The sequence below is a fragment of the Shewanella intestini genome (genome assembly GCF_018221465.1).
Taxonomy (GTDB): Bacteria; Pseudomonadota; Gammaproteobacteria; order Enterobacterales; family Shewanellaceae; genus Shewanella; species Shewanella intestini.
This window is the reverse complement of the sequence record NZ_JAAIKR010000015.1, coordinates 100213-120144: the sequence shown is the minus strand read 5'-3', so window position 1 is coordinate 120144 and position 19932 is coordinate 100213. Positions and strand designations below refer to the sequence as shown.

Annotated in this window: 17 protein-coding genes; 8 read left to right on the top strand and 9 right to left on the bottom strand. The window is 42.0% G+C overall.

What is annotated here, in order from left to right:
- The first annotated feature begins 7 nt into the window (after positions 1–7).
- Positions 8–1408, top strand: coding sequence for a 3-isopropylmalate dehydratase large subunit (gene leuC, locus G3R48_RS14255; RefSeq protein WP_212593376.1), 1401 nt, complete (start codon positions 8–10; stop codon positions 1406–1408).
- Positions 1409–1433: 25 nt separating this feature from the next.
- The gene (gene leuD / locus G3R48_RS14250; RefSeq protein WP_153665739.1) at positions 1434–2039 is read left to right on the top strand and encodes a 3-isopropylmalate dehydratase small subunit; all 606 of its coding nucleotides are present in this window, start codon (positions 1434–1436) and stop codon (positions 2037–2039) included.
- Between the two features lie 116 nt (positions 2040–2155).
- Here the strand turns inward: leuD and mutT are convergent, their stop codons facing one another.
- The 7 genes from mutT to pilB form a co-directional block, all read right to left on the bottom strand.
- Positions 2156–2557 (bottom strand): 8-oxo-dGTP diphosphatase MutT, encoded by a 402-nt coding sequence (mutT, locus tag G3R48_RS14245; protein ID WP_153665737.1) that lies wholly within the window; start codon positions 2555–2557, stop codon positions 2156–2158.
- Between the two features lie 27 nt (positions 2558–2584).
- Positions 2585–2797, bottom strand: a complete 213-nt coding sequence (yacG, locus tag G3R48_RS14240; protein ID WP_153665735.1) for a DNA gyrase inhibitor YacG — start codon at positions 2795–2797, stop codon at positions 2585–2587.
- Between the two features lie 41 nt (positions 2798–2838).
- Complete coding sequence (gene zapD, locus G3R48_RS14235; RefSeq protein WP_153665733.1) at positions 2839–3573, bottom strand: cell division protein ZapD; 735 nt, start codon at positions 3571–3573, stop codon at positions 2839–2841.
- An 80-nt stretch (positions 3574–3653) separates the two neighbouring features.
- The gene (gene coaE / locus G3R48_RS14230) at positions 3654–4268 is read right to left on the bottom strand and encodes a dephospho-CoA kinase (RefSeq protein ID WP_153665731.1); all 615 of its coding nucleotides are present in this window, start codon (positions 4266–4268) and stop codon (positions 3654–3656) included.
- The gene (locus tag G3R48_RS14225) at positions 4268–5194 is read right to left on the bottom strand and encodes a prepilin peptidase (protein ID WP_153665728.1); all 927 of its coding nucleotides are present in this window, start codon (positions 5192–5194) and stop codon (positions 4268–4270) included. Before G3R48_RS14225 ends, coaE begins: the two co-directional genes overlap by 1 nt.
- A gap of 54 nt (positions 5195–5248) precedes the next feature.
- Positions 5249–6502: a type II secretion system F family protein gene (locus G3R48_RS14220; protein ID WP_153665726.1), complete on the bottom strand. Its 1254-nt coding sequence runs from the start codon at positions 6500–6502 to the stop codon at positions 5249–5251.
- Positions 6503–6611: 109 nt separating this feature from the next.
- Entirely contained in the window at positions 6612–8321 is a 1710-nt protein-coding gene (gene pilB / locus G3R48_RS14215; protein ID WP_153665724.1) for a type IV-A pilus assembly ATPase PilB, read from the bottom strand.
- Between the two features lie 326 nt (positions 8322–8647).
- Between pilB and G3R48_RS14210 the strand changes: the two genes are divergently transcribed.
- The gene (locus G3R48_RS14210) at positions 8648–10012 is read left to right on the top strand and encodes an O-antigen ligase family protein (RefSeq protein ID WP_153665721.1); all 1365 of its coding nucleotides are present in this window, start codon (positions 8648–8650) and stop codon (positions 10010–10012) included.
- An 81-nt stretch (positions 10013–10093) separates the two neighbouring features.
- Here the strand turns inward: G3R48_RS14210 and G3R48_RS17370 are convergent, their stop codons facing one another.
- Together G3R48_RS17370 and nadC are read right to left on the bottom strand one after the other, a co-directional pair.
- A complete protein-coding gene (locus tag G3R48_RS17370; protein WP_153665720.1) occupies positions 10094–10531 on the bottom strand; it encodes a pilin in 438 nt (145 codons plus the stop codon).
- A gap of 866 nt (positions 10532–11397) precedes the next feature.
- On the bottom strand, positions 11398–12276 hold the full coding sequence (gene nadC / locus G3R48_RS14200; protein ID WP_153665718.1) for a carboxylating nicotinate-nucleotide diphosphorylase: 879 nt from the start codon (positions 12274–12276) through the stop codon (positions 11398–11400).
- A gap of 257 nt (positions 12277–12533) precedes the next feature.
- On the opposite strand from nadC, the gene ampD reads away from it, so the two are divergent.
- The 5 genes from ampD to aceF all read left to right on the top strand — a co-directional run bounded on the left by ampD (position 12534) and on the right by aceF (position 19764).
- Positions 12534–13106 (top strand): 1,6-anhydro-N-acetylmuramyl-L-alanine amidase AmpD, encoded by a 573-nt coding sequence (gene ampD, locus G3R48_RS14195; protein WP_153665716.1) that lies wholly within the window; start codon positions 12534–12536, stop codon positions 13104–13106.
- Positions 13107–13193: 87 nt separating this feature from the next.
- A complete protein-coding gene (gene ampE, locus G3R48_RS14190; protein WP_153665714.1) occupies positions 13194–14045 on the top strand; it encodes a beta-lactamase regulator AmpE in 852 nt (283 codons plus the stop codon).
- 267 nt (positions 14046–14312) lie between these two features.
- The gene (pdhR, locus tag G3R48_RS14185) at positions 14313–15065 is read left to right on the top strand and encodes a pyruvate dehydrogenase complex transcriptional repressor PdhR (protein ID WP_153665712.1); all 753 of its coding nucleotides are present in this window, start codon (positions 14313–14315) and stop codon (positions 15063–15065) included.
- Positions 15066–15135: 70 nt separating this feature from the next.
- Positions 15136–17802 (top strand): pyruvate dehydrogenase (acetyl-transferring), homodimeric type, encoded by a 2667-nt coding sequence (gene aceE / locus G3R48_RS14180; RefSeq protein WP_153665710.1) that lies wholly within the window; start codon positions 15136–15138, stop codon positions 17800–17802.
- A 12-nt stretch (positions 17803–17814) separates the two neighbouring features.
- Positions 17815–19764: a dihydrolipoyllysine-residue acetyltransferase gene (gene aceF, locus G3R48_RS14175; RefSeq protein ID WP_153665709.1), complete on the top strand. Its 1950-nt coding sequence runs from the start codon at positions 17815–17817 to the stop codon at positions 19762–19764.
- The last annotated feature ends 168 nt before the right edge of the window (positions 19765–19932 follow it).

Below are 19932 nucleotides of genomic sequence, written 5' to 3'. Positions count from 1 at the left end.
ACAAACGATAGCAAAAACCTTGTATGAGAAAGTGTGGGATGCCCATATTGTCGCGACACCTGAAGCACAAGCGCCGATTATTTATGTTGATCGCCACTTAGTACATGAAGTGACATCGCCGCAAGCATTTAGTGGTCTTAAGGTTGCAAAGCGTCAATTAAGATCTCCAGAAAAAACCTTTGCGACAATGGATCATAATACTTCAACACGCAGCGCTAGCTTAGATGCACTTAGCCCAATGGCACGTACTCAAGTGGAAACCCTCGCCCAAAACTGTAAAGACTTTGGGGTGCGTTTATACGATATCCATCATCCAAACCAAGGCATTGTACATGTCATGGGCCCTGAATTAGGTATTACCTTGCCGGGCAGCGTTATTGTTTGTGGTGACTCGCATACCGCAACTCATGGCGCATTTGGTGCATTAGCTTTTGGTATTGGTACATCAGAAGTTGAACACGTACTTGCCACCCAAACGCTTAGGCAACTTAAAGCTAAAACCATGAAAATTGAAGTGCAAGGGCATGTTGCTGAAGGTATTACTGCTAAAGATATTGTCCTGGCCATTATTGGTAAATTGGGAATGGATGGCGGCACAGGTTATGTGGTCGAGTTTTGTGGTGAGGCGATTGAAGCACTCAGTATGGAAGGCCGAATGACTCTATGTAATATGGCGATTGAAATGGGCGCTAAAGCGGGAATGGTTGCACCCGACCAAACCACCTTTGATTATCTAAAAGGCCGCGAATTTGCTCCAAAAGGCGAAGATTGGGATAACGCCGTTAATGCTTGGAAAGCGATGCGGACAGACATCAATGCCAGCTTTGATGCACAGGTCGTATTAGCCGCAAGCGATATCGCGCCGCAAGTAACTTGGGGGACAAATCCAGGCCATGTGGTTGCCATTGATGGCCAAGTGCCTAACCCTCAAGATGAAGTGAATACCACGATTAAAGCCAGTATGGAAAAGGCGCTGCAATATATAGACTTAGTACCGGGCACGAATATGACCGACATCGCCATTAATAAGGTGTTTATTGGTTCTTGCACAAACTCACGTATTGAAGATTTACGTGCTGCAGCCGTTCACGCCAAGGGGCGTAAAGTGGCCAGTGGTGTCACGGCAATCGTGGTGCCAGGTTCTGGGCAAGTAAAGCTACAAGCGGAAGCGGAAGGGTTAGACAAAATTTTTGTTGAGGCAGGGTTTGAATGGCGTTTACCGGGGTGTTCAATGTGTTTAGCAATGAATGATGACCGTTTAGACGCGGGCGATCGCTGTGCGTCGACCAGTAACCGTAATTTTGAAGGCCGTCAGGGGCGTGGCAGCCGGACTCACTTAGTCAGCCCTGCAATGGCCGCAGCCGCAGCTGTTGCTGGTCACTTTGTTGATATCCGTAAACCTTTTTAAGTGCCAATAGCCTAAGGAGAACACCATGCAAGCTTTTACAGTGCACACCGGGTTAGCGGTGGCAATTAACAGTACTAATATTGATACCGACCAAATCATTCCGAAACAATTTTTATCTAAGGTGACACGCGATGGTTTTGGAGTGCATTTATTCCATGACTGGCGATACTTAGACGATGCTGGTGAGCAACTTAATCCTGATTTTTCACTAAATCAACCGCGTTACCAAGGTGCATCTATTCTATTAGCTCAAGAAAACTTTGGTTGCGGTTCAAGCCGTGAACATGCACCGTGGGCATTAGAAGACTTTGGGCTACGCGCGGTTATCGCGCCAAGTTTTGCTGATATTTTCTATGGTAATGCGATTAATAATGGTTTATTACCTGTTAAGTTGTCTAATGCACAAGTTCAGCAACTTATTGAAGAAGTTGAAGCGCAACAAGGCGCACAAATTACGGTAGATCTAGAAGCATTAACGGTGACTGCACCTAAAGGGGATGTGTTTAAGTTTGAGGTGGCAGAGTCAGCACGACATAAATTATTGAACGGTTTAGACGCCATTGGATTAACGTTGTCATTTGCTAATCAAATTGAGCAATATGAAACGAATATACCGCAATGGTATCGTTAGTATTTGTGTTGATGCTGACTAAATGACTAATTAATTTTTAAATTAAATAATTCAACCTTAAGAAAGGTAAAACTGCCGCTGAATTAATCAGCGGCGGTTTTTTATTGGTTACAAGTTTACTTGGCAAATTGCAGTAACACTTTGGCTAAAATTGGTTTATTGGCTTCTGGGAATTCATATTGGTTAAGCTGGTTGATATCAACCCACTTGATTTGTTGTCCTTCAAGGCCTGTTGCATTTCCACTAAATTGTGTCACTAAGTGTATATCTAATCGCACTTGTTTGTCGGGGTAGTCGTGGCTAATGTTCATAAATGGGCTAGAATCATCCACCGTTAAATTCACTTCTTCAGCGAGCTCTCTGGTTAATGCTTGAGTGACGGTTTCGCCCGCTTCGACTTTACCGCCAGGAAATTCCCACTTGCCGCCTTGGTGCAAATGCCCATGGCGCAATGCAAGTAATATTTGCTGGTGTGTGTTAATAATGACGCCAACAGCGACATGCACGCGTTTTTGCATGGTGTACCCCTACAATAGTCATTTGCATTAATCTTGCTTAAAAAAGTCACCTTCGTCATAGCCCATGTCATCAAACATTTCAGGGTCAATAGGGGCTTTAACGGGAATGGCATGTTTTTCGTCAGCCCAATCGCCTAAATCAATCATCTTACAGCGTTCGCTACAAAATGGTTTGAAGCTTGATTGTGGCTCCCAAGTGACTAATTTTTTGCAAATTGGGCAGTTAACGGTGGTAGGCATAGTTTTAATCATCAAAAAAAGTTTAGCCGATTTTAATGATTTTATTCACAAGTAGCCAGTGAGAATGTAACTTGCTTGTCGGTATGTTTTTGTTGGTGGAAATCAACAAAGTGGATAGCAAAACGATTACGGTGACCGCTAATCGTAGGATAACAGCTTTGGCCTTGGGGCATTTTTACCCGGATTAACGATAACGTTTTATCGGTTGTCGCTTGGTAAAAGCCCGCTTCAGCTTGGCAGTGAATGAACTCTGCGGTTTCTCGCGCCAATTTAAGTAATAACTTAACAGCGCTTAGCAGTGGGGTAAATTCATTGGTCCATCTATTGATATCTTGTTGGCGTTGTTGCCAAGGCAAAGCTAACCAAAAGTGAAGTTGAGGTAAGTCAAAGTTACAACAGGTGCCAGGCATACAAAAGCGATGTTTTAACGCCGAGATAAATTTATCTTGTTTAAGTTTTACCCCTAATCTTGCCGTGGTATTTAATGCTGTTTTCGTTTGGGTTAATTGCTCAATTAATTGCGCGACTTGCTGAGTATCAACATGGGGGAAAGCTTGCCATTTAGTTAGCATTAACACTTGTTTATCAATGTCTTTTAATACGTCAGAGGTAAAGTCACAGCGCTCAGTTAATTCCGCTAAAGCAAAAATAGGTTCAAAACAATAATGTAAGTGATCGGTTTCTGTCACCTGCGCTATATGGGCGGCCAAATGCTCTAAGCGTAAGAAGCTGCGCGTTTTTTCATTTAATGGCTGCTCATAAATTAATTGGGTCATGTGGTTGTGTCTTATTTTTATTGTAGTGATGAGCAATATGGTTACTACAGCGTGATTAAAACCAGCTCAACGTATGACTGCTATGAATTAACTTGTTTAGCTTGAATTAGAAAGTGTTGATGTAGTTGATTAACTTGTTGGGTCAGCTTGGTTACATCACCTTGATTATCAATTACATATTGTGCTTTAGCTAAACGTTGCTCGCGACTCATTTGGCTGTTAATGATCTTTTGAATCGCAGCGGCTGAAGTGTTGTCGCGCTTTGCTGAACGTTGCTGCTGCAAAGTGGGTGAAATATCAACAACTAAAGTCGTATTGACTAAGCTATCTAACCCATTCTCAAATAGCAAGGGGACAACCAAAATAACATACTCACTTTGTGCTTGCGCGACTTGTTGCATCATGGTTTGCCGGATCAATGGGTGCAATAAATTGTTTAACCATTGACGTTGTTTATCATCATTAAACACAAGCTCTCGCAGTGCTTGCCTATTAAGCTCTCCGTTAGCGCTTATCACCTCAACACCAAAATGGGTTTTAATGGACTCAAGTCCAATAGAGCCCTGTGCTACAACTTCTCGCGCCACAATATCGGCATCGACTAGCTCAATGCCTTTTTCTGCAAATAAGTTAGCTACGGTGGTTTTTCCGCTACCAATACCGCCTGTTAAACCAACAATAAAAGGCTTGGCCATTATAACGTGCTCAAATACCAATTGATGATGTCATGTCCCCAAAGTAATGCTATCCAGCCGGCTATCGCAATATAAGGACCAAAAGGAATAGGGTTATTAGCATGGAGTTTTTTAGTGGCAATCATCACAATACCGATAACAGCACCAACCAGTGACGACAATAAGATAATTAACGGCAACATTTGCCAGCCTAACCAAGCACCAAAAACGGCCATCAGTTTGAAATCACCGTAACCCATGCCCTCTTTACCCGTGAGCAGCTTAAATCCCCAAAATACTGACCATAAACTGAAATAGCCGGCAACAGCGCCAATAATGGCATCTTGAGGGCTAGTGAATACGCCTTGTAAGTTAATAATTAACCCAACCCACAATAAAGGTAAGGTTAATTGATCGGGCAGCAGCATTTCATCAAGGTCAATGCCAGTTAAGCCAACTAATACAAATGTGAGTAGCGCAGCGAAGGCAAATTGGGTTGTTGGACCTAAATACCACGCAAGGGTGGCGACTAATGCGCCAGTAATAAATTCAACAATGGGGTAGCGTGCGGAAATTTTTTCAGCACAGTTGGCGCATTTACCGCGCAGTAATAACCAACCTAAAACTGGTAGGTTGTGCCAAGGTTTTATGTTGCTATTACATTTTGGGCAGGCAGATGTTGGTACGACTATGTTGTATTTTTCAGGAAAATTATCGATGGGTTTATCGAGGCGGGCTTGGCCGACTTGTTTAACAATATCAGGGTGGTATTCATTGAGGTAAAAATTACACTCACTTTGCCATTCTCGTTTCATCATCACTGGTAAGCGATGAATGACGACATTCATAAAGCTGCCAATGGTGGCTGCAAATATAAAACTAATCCCCACAAATAACCCAGGGTTTTGGTTCATGGTCGTAACAAAAGTAGAAAAAAATTCGTTCATAACATTCTTATTATTAATACTAAATAAATGGTGAGCTTGCAGACGACTAATTAGTTACCCAACAACGTTACCCATTTGGAAGATAGGTAAGTACATGCCTACAATTAAGCCACCAACTAAGGTGCCAATAACCACCATCATAATAGGCTCAATGAGGCTTGATAAACCATCGACGGCATCGTCTACCTGCATTTCATAAATATTGGAAACTTTGTTGAGCATCTCATCTAAGCCGCCAGACTCCTCACCAATCATCACCATTTGAATCAACATATCAGGGAATAAACGTGTGGTGCGCATGGCCACATTCATTTGCATCCCCGCCATCACTTCTTGACGTACTTTAAGCAACGCATTGCGGTAAACCGCGTTACCGGATGCCCCAGCAGCTGATTCTAGGCCATCAATCAGGGGGACCCCCGCAGTAAAGGTCGTCGCGAGAGTGCGGGCAAATCTAGCCATGGCGGCTTTATGTAAAATGTCACCGATGGCAGGAATGCGTAATAAGTTAGCATCTACCTGATCGCGAAATTTCTGTGAATTTCGGTGAGCCCGTTTAAATAAGAAGATACCGCCAATAATGGCAATAACGAAGAAGTACCAAGAGCCTTGTAGCCAGCGAGACAAGTCAATGATCATTTGAGTAAACGCGGGTAATTCGGCACCAAAACCGGCAAAAATATCTTCAAATTGAGGTACAACGAACAGCAGTAATAAAGCGGTAACTAAAATTGCAACAATGACAACCGCTGTCGGATAAAACATGGCTTTTTTAATTTTTGATTTCAGCGCTTCGGCTTTTTCCCGATACGTTGCCACCCGGTCAAATACCGCATCAAGTGAGCCTGAGTGTTCACCAGCTGCAACTAAATCGACATATAAATCATCAAAGTGTTGTCGATGAGGGCGCAGCGCGTCAGATAGCGGAATACCTGATTGAACGTCAGTTAAAATAGTGGCTAATAATTCCCGCACTTTGGCCTTTTCATGGCCGCGGCCTAATAATTCAATGGTGGTAACTAGCGGTACACCGGCCGATAACATAGTGGCTATTTGCCGACTGATCATCGCAATATCCATCGCAGTGATCTTTTTTTCTGACTTAAATAAAGGCGGCGACTTTTTGCGCACCCCTTTAGGTGAAATGCCTTGTGCTTTTAGTACACTGCGGATTTCAGCAATTGAACTACCACGTAATTCACCCGCAGTTCTTTGCCCGTCTCTATTTAATCCTTTCCATTCATAGGTAAACACCTTTGGTTGGCGTTTTACGTTTGAACTGTTTTTTTTAGCACTGGCAGTAGCCATGGCATTTCCTTATGAGCTTATCTTTTATTGTTTATTGCTAAGCGTACTTATGAATACTGGTCATTAACGCCAGTCGCCATACTATTGTATACATTAGCGAAAGGCGTTATTAATTAAAACTGGTAACTCGATTAATTTCAGAAATACTAGTGACACCTTTCACTACTTTTAATAACCCTGACTGACGTAAGTCTTTCATCCCCGCACTTTTGGCTTGGCGATTAATTTGTAATGAGTTACCGCCTTCCATAATCGTACGGGCAATTTCATCAGACATACGCATAACTTCATAAATGCCCACTCGGCCTTTATAGCCGCCGGAGCAAAAGTCACAACCGCAAGGTTTATATACGGTAAAACCATTAGCAATATCGGTTTCATCAAAACCAAGGCGTATGAGTTCTGCCTCTGGAATATCTTCGGCTTGTTTGCATTCAGGACACAGACGTCTGGCAAGACGTTGCGCGATAATTAAGTTAACTGAGCTGGCAATGTTATAACCAGGTACACCCATATTGATTAAACGGGTAAGCGTTTCTGCGGCTGAATTGGTATGCAGCGTTGATAATACTAAGTGACCGGTTTGCGCTGCTTTAATGGCAATTTCTGCCGTTTCTAAGTCACGTATTTCACCCACCATCACCACGTCAGGATCTTGACGTAAAAATGAGCGTAATGCTGACGCGAAGGTTAAACCGGCTTTTAAATTAATATGAACCTGATTAACACCTTCAAGGTTAATCTCTACTGGATCTTCTGCTGTTGATATATTTCGCTCTTCGGTATTAAGAATATTAAGACCAGTATAAAGTGATACTGTTTTACCCGAACCGGTAGGGCCGGTAACTAATATCATTCCTTGAGGTTTAGCCAACATTTCTTCGTAAAGCTCACGCTGCTCATCTTCATAACCGAGCTTCTCAATCCCCAATTGGGCAGAAGAGGAGTCTAAAATACGCATTACAATTTTTTCGCCCCAAATAGTGGGCAACGTGCTGACACGAAAATCAATTGACTTAGTGCGTGACAATTTCATTTTAATGCGGCCATCTTGCGGCACGCGGCGCTCGGCAATATCAAGCTTGGACATGACCTTTAAACGAGCTGAAATGCGGCTAGATAAATTAACGGGTGGTTCAGAAACTTCATGCAAGATACCATCAATACGAAAACGAATGCGGTAACGTTTTTCATACGGCTCGAAATGCAAATCTGACGCGCCTTTACGAATCGCATCGGTAAGAATTTTATTGATGTAGATGACAATGGGGGCATCATCGCTACTGTCTGCTTCAGGTTCGTCACGACGATCGGTGTCGGCAGTCTCCATGTTAGCAAGTGCTTCTTCATCGACACCTGATAAATCTAAGCTTGATAAATCATCTTCGAGGATTTTTTCTAACGCGAGGTTAAGCTTATCATCCTCGACAAGAATGGCTTCTGCGTGTAAACCTAAACTAAATTGAAAATCTTCTAAAGCAGCAATATTGGTAGGGTCTGACGTTGCAATGTAAAGTCTGTTTCCTCGTTTATAAAGTGGAATGCACTTATGTTTTTCTATTAATTTTTTATTCAGTAGTTCTTCGGGGATATTTTTAACATCGAAATTGGCTAAATCCAGAAGGGGTGTGCCGTATTCTTCATAACATAACTCAGCTATTTCCCTTGCTGAAATGGCTTTCATTGAAACAATGGTACTTACTAAAGTCTGTTTATTTTTTTTTGCCTGAACAATTACATCAGACATCACTTGTTGGCTGAGCAAGTTTTTTCTAACAAAAACGGTTGAAAGTCCTAAATTGAGATTTGTCGCTGCCATGAGGATTCCGAATTATAAATACCTACCAAATATTAACTTCTTTTAGTTAAGATGTCATTCAATAGAAACGCACAGTTGCTGTGTCGCTATAAAAATTTATTGTTAGGTGACATGTGGCTATAAATCAACCTATTATCCCTTTTTAATTAATAATATATAGAAATTTATGTTAGCTGTTGATTTTATTTTGAAGTGAGAATCCATAGTTAAATAGGAAAACTTAAAGCAACAAAGTTTGCTTATGTATTAGATAGCAGCAGTTTTGAACGTTATATAAATTCTGCTAAATAGTGAGTCTTTTAACAAGTTTTAACGGTGTTTAATAAATGCAACTAAGAATAACTAGTTTTTCCCTATTAATTGTTTTTTTGATAACGATCATACTGGGAACAGTTTTAGCAAATCGATTGACTGATATAATTGAAATAGGATCTCTTTATGACAGCAAGCGTTTCTTGGCTTTACTGTTTATTTGGTTCACTGTCCTTTTTTTGTGCACAACACCCCATCTAAAAATCTTATCGCCAACGCCTAATCAAGGGCTTTTTTTGCTAGCCATCATAGCATGCATAATAAGCTCATTAGTTTTAAGTGAACATCCTTATTGGAGCGGGGTTGAGCTTGCAAATATGATACTTTTGGGTATTATTTTTTTGTGTTTTTATACCATTACAAAAGTGTTAACTAGGTTGGAGTTGGTCAGTTATTTGTTCTTTTTTGCTGTATGCTTTTCTGCGCTTCATTTCTTTGTTTACTTGTTATATCTTGGATTTTCTTACTTAGAGAATGGCCCTACTGGAATTTCAAATCTGATTTCTGGATATGATAATGTGCGCTTTTTCAATCAACTGCAGGTTATGATTTACCCTTTACTCTCTTTGGTTGTGTTTTTCAAATCATTACACAAATATAGAAAAATCGCTTTTATTCTTGCTTCACTTCATTGCTTAGCATTATTACAAACAGAAGCTCGTGGAGCGGTTTTATCATTATTTATCACTTTTAACCTCATTAATTACTTTTCAACCCACTCGAGCAAGAAGCTGTTTGCATCATTTGTGACTAAGTCATTCGCTATTGGTTTCGTTCTTTGGCTAGGGCTTATTGTTGTGATACCGAGTATTTTTTTTAATGCGACGAGTGTAAGCCTAGATACATCTAGCTCTGGCAGATTAGAGCTATGGTTATATGCCGTTAACAGTATATTCGAGCAGCCCTGGTTTGGTTTTGGCCCAATGAGTTTCGCTTGGGGAGAAGGAAGGCCTATAGCAAATGCACATTTACATAATTCACTTTTGCAAGTCCTATACGAGTACGGCATTCCAATGTTTTTAGTAACTCTCAGTTTGATTTTTTTGTATTTTAAACAGGCATTATCTCAGTTAAGTGCTAACCATATTGTATTAGAGAGTGTTTTGTTCTCCGTTCTCTCTGCTGCTATTTACTCCCTATTTAGCGGAGTTATTGTTATGCCATTCTCCCAACTGTTACTTATATTTCTTGTTGCTGTGGGATCCTATGGTAGGCAATATTCAGATAAGAGATTCATTACCTTAGGGAAAGGGAAAAAGTTAATGTTATGTATTCTGACAACAATACTTGTTGGTGTTGTAGTATCTAGTTTTCAACATTCAGAACTAAAGAAGACACAGCATCCAAGAGTTTGGATTGATGGTGCGATTGATTTTTAATGGCTTGAGTGGGTATATTTTTCAATCAGATAGAAAAAAACCTAGGCTTAAATACCTAGGTTTTTATATTTAAAAAGCTTATTAGCTACAGCTTCCAGGTTTGAATTTAGCTTCTAAATTAGTATCAGCAGCACATGACCAAACACCGTCATCACTTCTGTTTAGAGTCAACGTTTTATCTTTCGCTTTGGCAGCGTTTGCATTTTTAATTTTGCACATTACACCTTTATCACCGGTGACCAAACTAAGGGTACAATATTGACCTCCATCAGCGGTTTGACCGATATAACCTGGATCGTCAGCTGTTAGAGAGGGAGTCCCACCTTCGTTCATGACCACTTCATACTGTGACTTAATAGAACTAAGTTCAGAGTATGCAGAACCTACTTGTGACTTAACCGTGTAATCTTGATAAGCAGGTAATGCGATTGCTGCAAGAATACCGATGATCGCAACAACGATCATTAATTCAATAAGAGTAAAACCCTTTGCGTTCTTAATTTGGTTGATACCTTTCATTTTTCTCTCCGTAAAGTTACTGTGACTATCCAATCCTAGGTCTTCATTATAAATGACTGGCTATCTATGCCAGCGTCAACAGTTTATTAAATATTGCCTGAATTGGGTTTCAAAAAATCCAATATCATGACAATTGTTTTTTGTGTTCTGACAGTCTGAATAATTAAGTATGTAAAGTACAGCGCTGTTCAGTCATTAATCAACGCGGTGGCACTTATTGTATCGGTATAGAAGTAACATACTGAAACAAAAAACGACCAACTTTGTATGATTTTTCGGCAGAGTAGGTCAAAATTAGAGTATTTATACAGTTAACATTAGAGCTAATTACTGCTGAAATATTGACCGAAATTACATTATTTATTAAATCTTGACGTTAACTGGCCGAAAGACCATCTCGCCTGCGGTAAAAGTTAGTATAAAGTTAACTAAAAGGGAATAGCTGAATGAGTAAAACTGCAAATAAACCCAAAAAATTCTTACTGTTATAAATTTTCTTAGTAAATGTTCTAACGGGAAATTGACAAAATTAACCCAAGGGATATTTTTTTGACATGTGCTTGACAACTTGCTGGATTTGTTGTTTTGTCAGCTAAAAGTGTTACTTAGCGCAGTGACAAAGGCTTTAGTGTGTGTTTAGGCTAATCACGCATTTAGTTAATTTGGACAGTAAATACAGTCACGACGTAATACTAAAGTATTTATTTTATGCTTCTGAAAAAATTAAAAAATAACACAACCTAGCGGCAAGTTTGACGAGATTCAGAGGAAGTGATTTTTGAAAGTGCAGTTCACGTTTTTGTAACAAAACAGGGCGTTTGAGGTTAATTAGTGTACAAACGCCGCTATTGAAAAATGTAATGTGGTTAACTTTTCACCCGTAATGACAAGTCTAAGGCTTTAACATGTTTTGTCAGTGCACCGACTGAAATGTAATCAACGCCTGTTTGCGCAAAATTGGCTACAGTATCGAGGGTAACGTTGCCCGACACTTCTAATTTTGTGTGTTGGCCTTTAGTGCGGTATTGCTTGTTTAGCTCAACGGCTTGCAGCATCATAGTGACATCAAAATTATCTAACATAATGATGTCTGCGCCGCCATTGAGTGCTTGAGTGAGCTCCTCAATAGATTCAACTTCAACCTCAACAGGTTTATCAGCATATAGCTTTCTTGCTGCAGTAATGGCTTGGCTAATGCCCCCGCAAGCCATAATGTGGTTTTCTTTTATTAAAAACGCGTCAAACAAGCCAATGCGATGGTTTTTACCGCCACCACAGGTTACCGCATATTTTTGCGCAGTTCTTAGCCCTGGAATGGTTTTGCGGGTATCAAGTAGGCGGGTATGTGTGCCCACCAGTTTGTCGACATACACTTTGGTTAACGTGGCGACACCAGAAAGCGTTTGAATAAAGTTCATTGCGGTGCGCTCACCCGTTAAAATTGCGCGTGCAGGCCCGGACAATTCACACAATACTTGGTTAGGAACAACTAAGTCGCCATCATCAACAAGCCAATGTAATGCCACTTCACCACCAAGTTGATTAAACACTTGCTCTGCCCATGCTTTGCCGCAAAATACGCCATCTTCACGAGTGATTAAATGGCTTTCTACGTATTTATCGGCGGGAATTAATTGCGCGGTAATGTCTGCTGCTAATAATGCGTCGGCTTGTTGTGATTGGGTATAACCTAAGTCTTCATTAAGCGCGGTTTTTACGGCGTGGCGAATATCGTTTTCAAGCATAGTGCAATGTCCTTGCTAAAGAGCCTATTGATTGAATGACAGGCTGTATTTCTTAACGGTCATAATGGTAATAGATTAACATAGTTGTTATTGTCGAACCTAGGGAGCAAACTGAGATATTTACGTTAGAGAAGTAAATGACACTGTGTCATATTCGTGTTTAATTTATTGAAATTAATCAGTTTACATATCGCTAAATGGTGCTGGTTGTTAGCGCCTTTTATGTTTACATCATTTAAATTATAGGCGTCGAGCCCATGACATTTTCAACGACCACATCATTATTTCATCTTGGCTGGCTTTCGGTTGCAACGCCCTGCTTGTCCCCTCATTTTAATTCGCGCCCACATAATGAAGTAAGCTTATTGGTTATTCATAATATTAGCTTGCCAGCAGGCTGTTTTGGCTTAGCGCATATTGATCAATTATTTCAAGGCTGCCTTGATGTAAATGCGCACGCTTCTTTTAAAGATCTTGAGGGGTTAACCGTGTCGGCGCATTTTCTGATCCGCCGAGATGGCAATATTACCCAATATGTGAGTTGTGATGACAGGGCGTGGCATGCCGGTGTGTCGCAGTTTGAAGGGCGGGAAAATTGCAATGACTTTGCCATTGGTATTGAGTTAGAAGGGACAGATACTCTTGATTATACCGACCAACAATATACCGCGTTAACGTCATTAACTAAACAAGTTACCTTACAGTACCCGCTAATTACCTTAGATAGAATTGTAGGGCATTGCGACATTGCACCTGGCAGAAAGACCGATCCCGGTGCGAGCTTTAATTGGCATCGTTATAAGCAATCTTTGGGTCATTTATCTCAATAATGGCTTGATGATTTTTATTATAATAGTAGTTTAATCAAACTCATGTATATGTTTTAAATAACAGCAAAATTTTAACTGAGAGGCTTTATGGCACTGTTTTCGTTATTGGTGGCAATACTGGTTGAAAGATCAAAAATGTTACCCCACATTTTGCAGTTCGATGAGTTAATTAGCCGCTATCAACAAGCATTTTGGCGAGTAGATTCACTTAAACATGGCCACTTAGCATTGCTTGCTATTGCCATCCCCGCGGTTTGTGTGTTTGCTATTAGCGCACTTTTAGACGGCATCTTTTTTGATGTCTTTAGCCTTTTATTCTCAGTGATTATTGCGGTGACCTGTCTGAGTCATCAATCTTTACGTCATGTCTTTAAAAAGTACCTTCAAGCAGCTTGTCGAGGGGATGCTCAAGCTTGTTTTATTTACGCGCAACAACTTGATTGCCATGAATGCTTACAAGCGGTAAATGAGCAAGAACTTGGGCTTAAAGTCGGTGAGTCTGTCGCGTGGATTAATTATCGCTATTATGGTGCTGTGGCGCTGTATTTTGTATTTTTTGGCCCTGTAGGTGCAGTGTTGTATTGCAGCGTGCGTTATTACTTTGATTTACTGATGAAGCATAACGTTTCTCATCCATGGGTCGATTTTTTACTGCTTGCACTTGATTGGCTACCAGCAAGAATATTTAGTTTTGGTTATGTGTTGAGCGGTCAGTTCACCTCAGGGTTCAAAGTTTGGCGTCGCCAAGCATTAACATTGCAAAATAATGCCCGCGATATTGTTTGCCAAACCGCCAGTGCTGCCGAATCGATACCGCCACAAAGCCATGCACCTATTTGTGTGCAATCTACACTGGCATTGTTAGCACTAAGTAAAAGGAATTTATTTTTATTAGTGACAACACTTGCTGTATTGACTATTTTTGGGGTGGTGCATTAAGTAATTTTATGACATTAAATAACTACTCATGCACTTGATTGTATTGGTGTTAATGGGTAACGTCACGTGACATTAACCATGAGCCTTTGCTTAATCGTTCAATCCCTTCCTTGTTATCTCTACGCCAGTTTGTTTAAAACGTTGCCTTAACGGCAATATAACGCTACGTTAATTGGACATGTCACGTATGATTTGATAAAGTGCGCTATATCATAAAAATTGGTAAGACCAATTTACATTATAGCTGCACAGGGGGGCGCTGACTTCATGGCCTACAGTAAGATTAATCAGCCAAAAATTTCAGATGTGATCATGGAGCAATTAGAGCGCATGATCCTTGAAGGTAGTTTGCAACCAGGACAGAAGTTACCACCAGAGCGTGAACTGGCTGTTCAATTTGAAGTCTCAAGGCCTTCACTTCGTGAAGCCATTCAAAAACTCGAAGCCAAAGGGTTACTCATGCGCCGTCAAGGCGGAGGAACCTATGTTAAAGAACAGTTGTGGCAAAGTCTTGCCGACCCAATCGTAGAGCTAATGCACCAAGATCCTGAAAGCCAGTATGACTTGCTGGAGTTTCGTCATGCCACAGAAGGCATGATGGCTTACTTTGCTGCTTTACGTGGTAATGACGCCGACATGAAAAGCATTAAGCAGAGTATTACTGAAGTTGAGGAAGCCAAAGACGTTGCTCAACAAGCTGATGCAATTGTGCGTTTTTATCGTGCTGTTGCCGAGGCATCTCATAATGTGGCGATGCTGCATTTAGTCTTAAGTTTAACGCCAGTATTACACAAAAACGTAGCGCAAAACCTTGAGCTACTTAATCGCCGTGAAGAAGCGTCAACACGCGCCAATGGACATCGTAGAGCCTTATTAGCTGCCATTGTCCGTCGTGACCCAGAAGCGGCCCGCGAAGCTTCAAACGAGCACCTTAGTTACATTGAAGAAGTCATGTTGTCTGTAAGAGAAGAAGACAGTCGTCTGCAACGTAGCTTACGCCGCTTAAAAAGTGGCAACTAAATACAACAAATTATCGGGTATAACCTGATGAACCCTCAACATAACTCTCGTATATAGGAAGGACTGCAAAATGTCTGAAGATATGCTAAAAGATCTCGACTCGTCAGAAACCCAAGAGTGGGTTGAAGCCTTACAAGCCGTATTGGAACAAGAAGGGCCGGAACGAGCACACTTTTTATTAGAAAAATTAATCGATAACGCCCGTCGTAATGGTACGCATTTACCATATGATGCAACGACCGCTTACCTTAATACCATTCCCGCTGGGCAAGAGCCAAATATGCCCGGTAACCAAGAAATGGAGCGTCGCATTCGTGCGATTATTCGCTGGAACGCATTAGCGATGGTACTTCGTGGTTCTAAAAAAGATTTAGAGCTTGGTGGCCACATTTCAAGTTTTTCTTCAAGCGCGACTATTTATGATGTGTGTTTTAACCACTTTTTCCGCGCGCCGAATGAAAAAGACGGTGGCGATTTAGTGTACTTCCAAGGGCACATTGCGCCAGGTATTTATGCGCGTTCCTTCCTTGAAGGACGTATTTCAGAAGAGCAAATGGCCAACTTCCGTCAAGAAGTGGATGGCAAAGGACTTTCTTCATACCCACACCCGAAACTCATGCCTGACTACTGGCAGTTCCCGACGGTTTCAATGGGGTTAGGTCCAATTCAAGCGATTTACCAAGCCCGTTACCTTAAATATCTAACCGACCGTGGTCTTAAAGATTGCTCAGAACAAACGGTGTATTGTTTCTTAGGTGATGGTGAATGTGATGAGCCTGAAGCGCTAGGAGCTATTGGGTTAGCCGCGCGTGAAGAGCTTGATAATCTTGTATTTATTATTAACTGTAACCTACAGCGTTTAGATGGCCCTGTACGGGGTAACGGTAAAATTATTCAAGAACTTGAAGGTGAGTTTCGCGGCGCAGGCTGGGAAGTTGTCAAAGTGATTTGGGGTCGTTATTGGGATGCGCTACTTGCACAAGATACCAGCGGCAAATTATTACAGTTAATGGAAGAAACCGTCGACGGTGAGTACCAAAACTGTAAAGCCAAAGGTGGCGCTTACACTCGTGAGCACTTCTTTGGTAAATATCCTGAAACAGCGGCAATGGTTGCCAATATGTCAGATGAAGATATCTGGCGTTTAAACCGTGGTGGTCATGACCCAGTTAAAATTTATGCGGCATTATCGCAAGCGAAACGCACTAAAGGTCGGCCAACGGTTATCTTAGCGAAAACCGTTAAAGGCTATGGTCTTGGTGCGGCGGGCGAAGGTAAAAACATTGCTCATAATGTGAAGAAAATGGACATCGATTCAATCCGTTACTTCCGTGACCGTTTCAATATTCCTATTGCTGATGACAAGTTAGAAGATATTCCTTTTTATCACCCTGGCCCTGATTCAGAAGAAGTGAAATACCTAAAAGAGCGCCGTGAAGCGTTAAAAGGTTATTTACCTCAGCGTCGAGAGAGATTTACTGAAGAATTAGACGTGCCGTCGTTGAAAATTTTCGATGCGGTATTAAAAGGCTCAAATGGCCGTGAAATATCATCAACAATGTCATTTGTACGGGTGTTAACCGCGCTGCTTAAAGACAAGAAAGTGGGTAAGCGCATTGTGCCAATTATCCCTGATGAAGCACGCACCTTTGGTATGGAAGGCTTATTCCGTCAAGTGGGTATTTATGCTCACGAAGGCCAAAAATATGTCCCACAAGACTCAGATCAAGTCGCTTACTATCGTGAAGATAAAACCGGTCAGGTATTGCAAGAAGGCATTAACGAGCTCGGCGCTATGTCATCTTGGGTGTCAGCAGCGACCAGTTATTCAGTCAATGACATGCCAACTATTCCATTTTATATTTACTATTCAATGTTTGGTTTCCAACGCATTGGCGATATGGCGTGGGCAGCGGGCGATATGCGTGCACGTGGCTTCCTTGTTGGTGGAACATCAGGGCGTACCACGCTAAATGGCGAGGGGTTACAGCATCAAGATGGCCACAGCCACATTCTTGCTAACACTATTCCTAACTGTGTCTCTTATGACCCAACCTATGGTTATGAGATTGCCGTGATCGTGCAAGACGGTATCCGTCGTATGTACGGCGAAAAACAAGAAGATATATTCTATTACCTGACCACCATGAACGAAAACTACGTTCAGCCAGAAATGCCACAAGGCGCTGAAGAAGGCATTGTTAAAGGGATTTATAAGCTTGAAACTGTCGCTGGCAGTGGTAAAGGTAAAGTACAGTTAATGGGCTGTGGCACTATTTTAGAAGAAACACGTAAAGCGGCACAGGCGCTAGCGAAAGACTTCGGTGTCAGTGCAGATGTATTTAGCGTGACCAGCTTTAACGAGCTAACCCGTGACGGTCAAGCAGCTGAACGTTGGAACATGTTGCACCCGACTGAAACACCTAAAAAGGCCTACATCAGTGATGTTATTGCCAAAGATGCACCTGCAATTGCCGCCACTGATTACATGAAAGTTTACGCTGAGCAATTACGTGGGTATGTGCCAACAGACTTCAAAGTGTTGGGTACAGATGGTTTTGGTCGCAGTGATAGCCGTGCTAACTTACGTCATTATTTTGAAGTTGACGCAAAATTCATTGTTGTTGCTGCACTTAAATCATTAGTTGACCGTAACGAAATGCCAGTAGAAGTGCTCACTAAAGCACTGAATGAATATGGCATTAATGTTGACAAGATTAACCCACAGTTAGCATAAGAGGAATTCAGAATGGCTGATTTAAAAGAAGTTTTGGTTCCCAACATCGATACTGATGAAGTACAAGTGATTGAAATTTGTGCTGCAGTGGGAGAAACCTTAGAAAAAGAAGCGTCAATCATTACCGTTGAAACTGACAAAGCGACCATGGATATTCCCGCGCCGTTTGCAGGTAAACTGACTGAGCTTAAAGTTGCTGTTGGCGATACGGTTTCTGAGGGGACATTAATTGCATTAATGAGCAGCGAAGAAAGCCTTGCCAGTGAAAGCGCTGCTGCGCCAACAACCGCGCCACAAGCTGTTGCGGTGACAGACATCGCTCCGGTTGCCGCCATGGCAGCACCAGCAACAACAACAGCCAGTGAAGTGATTGAAATAAAAGTACCAGATATTGGCGGCGACACTGACGTGCCCATTATCGACGTGTTAGTGGCCGTGGGTGACACCATTGAAGCTGAAGCGGGGTTAATCACGTTAGAAACTGACAAAGCGACGATGGATGTACCTGCACCAACAGGCGGTGTGGTTAAATCTATAAGCGTTAAAGTGGGCGACACTGTCTCTGAAGGCAATGTGGTATTAATGCTTGAAGTTGCTGCTAGTGCTGATACTCCAGTGAATGCACCTGCAGCTCCCCAAGCGACAGCCCCAAGTGCACCGCAAGCAAGTTCACAAGTGATTGAAATAAAAGTACCAGATATTGGCGGCGACACTGACGTGCCAATTATTGAAGTGCTGGTGGCCGTGGGTGACACCATTGAAGCTGAAGCCGGTTTAATTACCCTTGAAACCGACAAAGCCACCATGGATGTACCTGCACCCAAAGGCGGTGTGGTTGAATCGATTAATGTGAATGTGGGCGACACTGTCTCTGAAGGCAGTGTGGTATTAATGCTTAAAGTTGCTGGTGAAGCACCTGTTGTACAACCAGCACCACAACCAGCTGCTCCAGTTGCTGCGCCCGCACAAGAAAGTCGCCGTTCAACGCCACCTGTTCCGCATCATCCGAGTGCCGGTAAAGCCGCTGCAACCGGTGTGTTATATGCTTCACCATCCGTACGCCGTTTAGCGCGTGAATTTGGTGTCGATTTAGCGCAAGTGACAGGCACGGGTCGTAAAAAACGTATTTTGAAAGAAGACGTACAAGCTTATGTGAAGTATGAGCTTTCTCGCCCTAAAGCGACGGCTGCAACTGCTGTTGCTGGTGGTGCGGGCGGCTTAAACGTGATTGCAGCGCCTAAAGTCGACTTTAGTAAGTTTGGTGAAGTGGAAGAAAAGCCACTGAGTCGAATTCAGAAAATCTCTGGCCCTAACTTACATCGCAACTGGGTGACCATTCCGCATGTCACCCAATTTGACGAAGCTGATATCACTGAGCTTGAAGCATTCCGTAAAGATCAAAATGCGTTAGCAGCTAAGAAAAAAGCCGATTACAAAATTACGCCGCTGGTCTTTATGATGAAAGCGGTGGCTAAAACTTTAGAGCAATTCCCTGTGTTTAACTCTAGTTTAAGCCATGACGGTGAATCGTTAATTCAGAAGAAATACTTCCACATTGGTGTTGCTGTTGATACCCCAAATGGCTTAGTTGTTCCTGTAGTACGTAACGTCGATCAAAAAGGCATTGTTGAACTCTCGCGCGAGTTAATGGAAATCTCAGTTAAAGCGCGTGACGGCAAACTTAAAGCGGCAGATATGCAAGGCAGCTGCTTTACCATTTCAAGCTTAGGTGGCATTGGCGGTACTGCGTTTACGCCAATTGTTAACTACCCTGATGTGGCGATTTTAGGCGTCTCGAAGTCGGAGATTAAACCTAAATGGAACGGCAGTGAATTTGAGCCTAAGTTAATGTTACCGCTGTCATTATCTTATGATCACCGTGTGATTGATGGTGCAATGGCTGCTCGATTCAGTGTTACCCTTTCAGGTATCTTATCGGATATCCGTACAATGATTTTATAACGAAAAATGGCTGCTCATTATGAGCGGCCTTTTTTATGACTGGGTAGATTGTGATCTAGGTCAAACAAAGGTTAAAATGCGCCCTCCCAATTTTTGAAATGTGCGATAAAAGAAATTGGAAGTGAAACAGATGTTTCAAGTAGGCGTTATCGACATTTAGGGCCCGAT

Coding starts and splice junctions, on each gene's coding strand:
- leuD (WP_153665739.1), top strand. CDS start 1,434: ATGCAAGCTTTTACAGTGCACACCGGGTTAGCGGTGGCAATTAACAGT.
- mutT (WP_153665737.1), bottom strand. CDS start 2,557: ATGCAAAAACGCGTGCATGTCGCTGTTGGCGTCATTATTAACACACAC.
- yacG (WP_153665735.1), bottom strand. CDS start 2,797: ATGCCTACCACCGTTAACTGCCCAATTTGCAAAAAATTAGTCACTTGG.
- zapD (WP_153665733.1), bottom strand. CDS start 3,573: ATGACCCAATTAATTTATGAGCAGCCATTAAATGAAAAAACGCGCAGC.
- coaE (WP_153665731.1), bottom strand. CDS start 4,268: ATGGCCAAGCCTTTTATTGTTGGTTTAACAGGCGGTATTGGTAGCGGA.
- G3R48_RS14225 (WP_153665728.1), bottom strand. CDS start 5,194: ATGAACGAATTTTTTTCTACTTTTGTTACGACCATGAACCAAAACCCT.
- G3R48_RS14220 (WP_153665726.1), bottom strand. CDS start 6,502: ATGGCTACTGCCAGTGCTAAAAAAAACAGTTCAAACGTAAAACGCCAA.
- pilB (WP_153665724.1), bottom strand. CDS start 8,321: ATGGCAGCGACAAATCTCAATTTAGGACTTTCAACCGTTTTTGTTAGA.
- G3R48_RS14210 (WP_153665721.1), top strand. CDS start 8,648: ATGCAACTAAGAATAACTAGTTTTTCCCTATTAATTGTTTTTTTGATA.
- G3R48_RS17370 (WP_153665720.1), bottom strand. CDS start 10,531: ATGAAAGGTATCAACCAAATTAAGAACGCAAAGGGTTTTACTCTTATT.
- nadC (WP_153665718.1), bottom strand. CDS start 12,276: ATGCTTGAAAACGATATTCGCCACGCCGTAAAAACCGCGCTTAATGAA.
- ampD (WP_153665716.1), top strand. CDS start 12,534: ATGACATTTTCAACGACCACATCATTATTTCATCTTGGCTGGCTTTCG.
- ampE (WP_153665714.1), top strand. CDS start 13,194: ATGGCACTGTTTTCGTTATTGGTGGCAATACTGGTTGAAAGATCAAAA.
- pdhR (WP_153665712.1), top strand. CDS start 14,313: ATGGCCTACAGTAAGATTAATCAGCCAAAAATTTCAGATGTGATCATG.
- aceE (WP_153665710.1), top strand. CDS start 15,136: ATGTCTGAAGATATGCTAAAAGATCTCGACTCGTCAGAAACCCAAGAG.
- aceF (WP_153665709.1), top strand. CDS start 17,815: ATGGCTGATTTAAAAGAAGTTTTGGTTCCCAACATCGATACTGATGAA.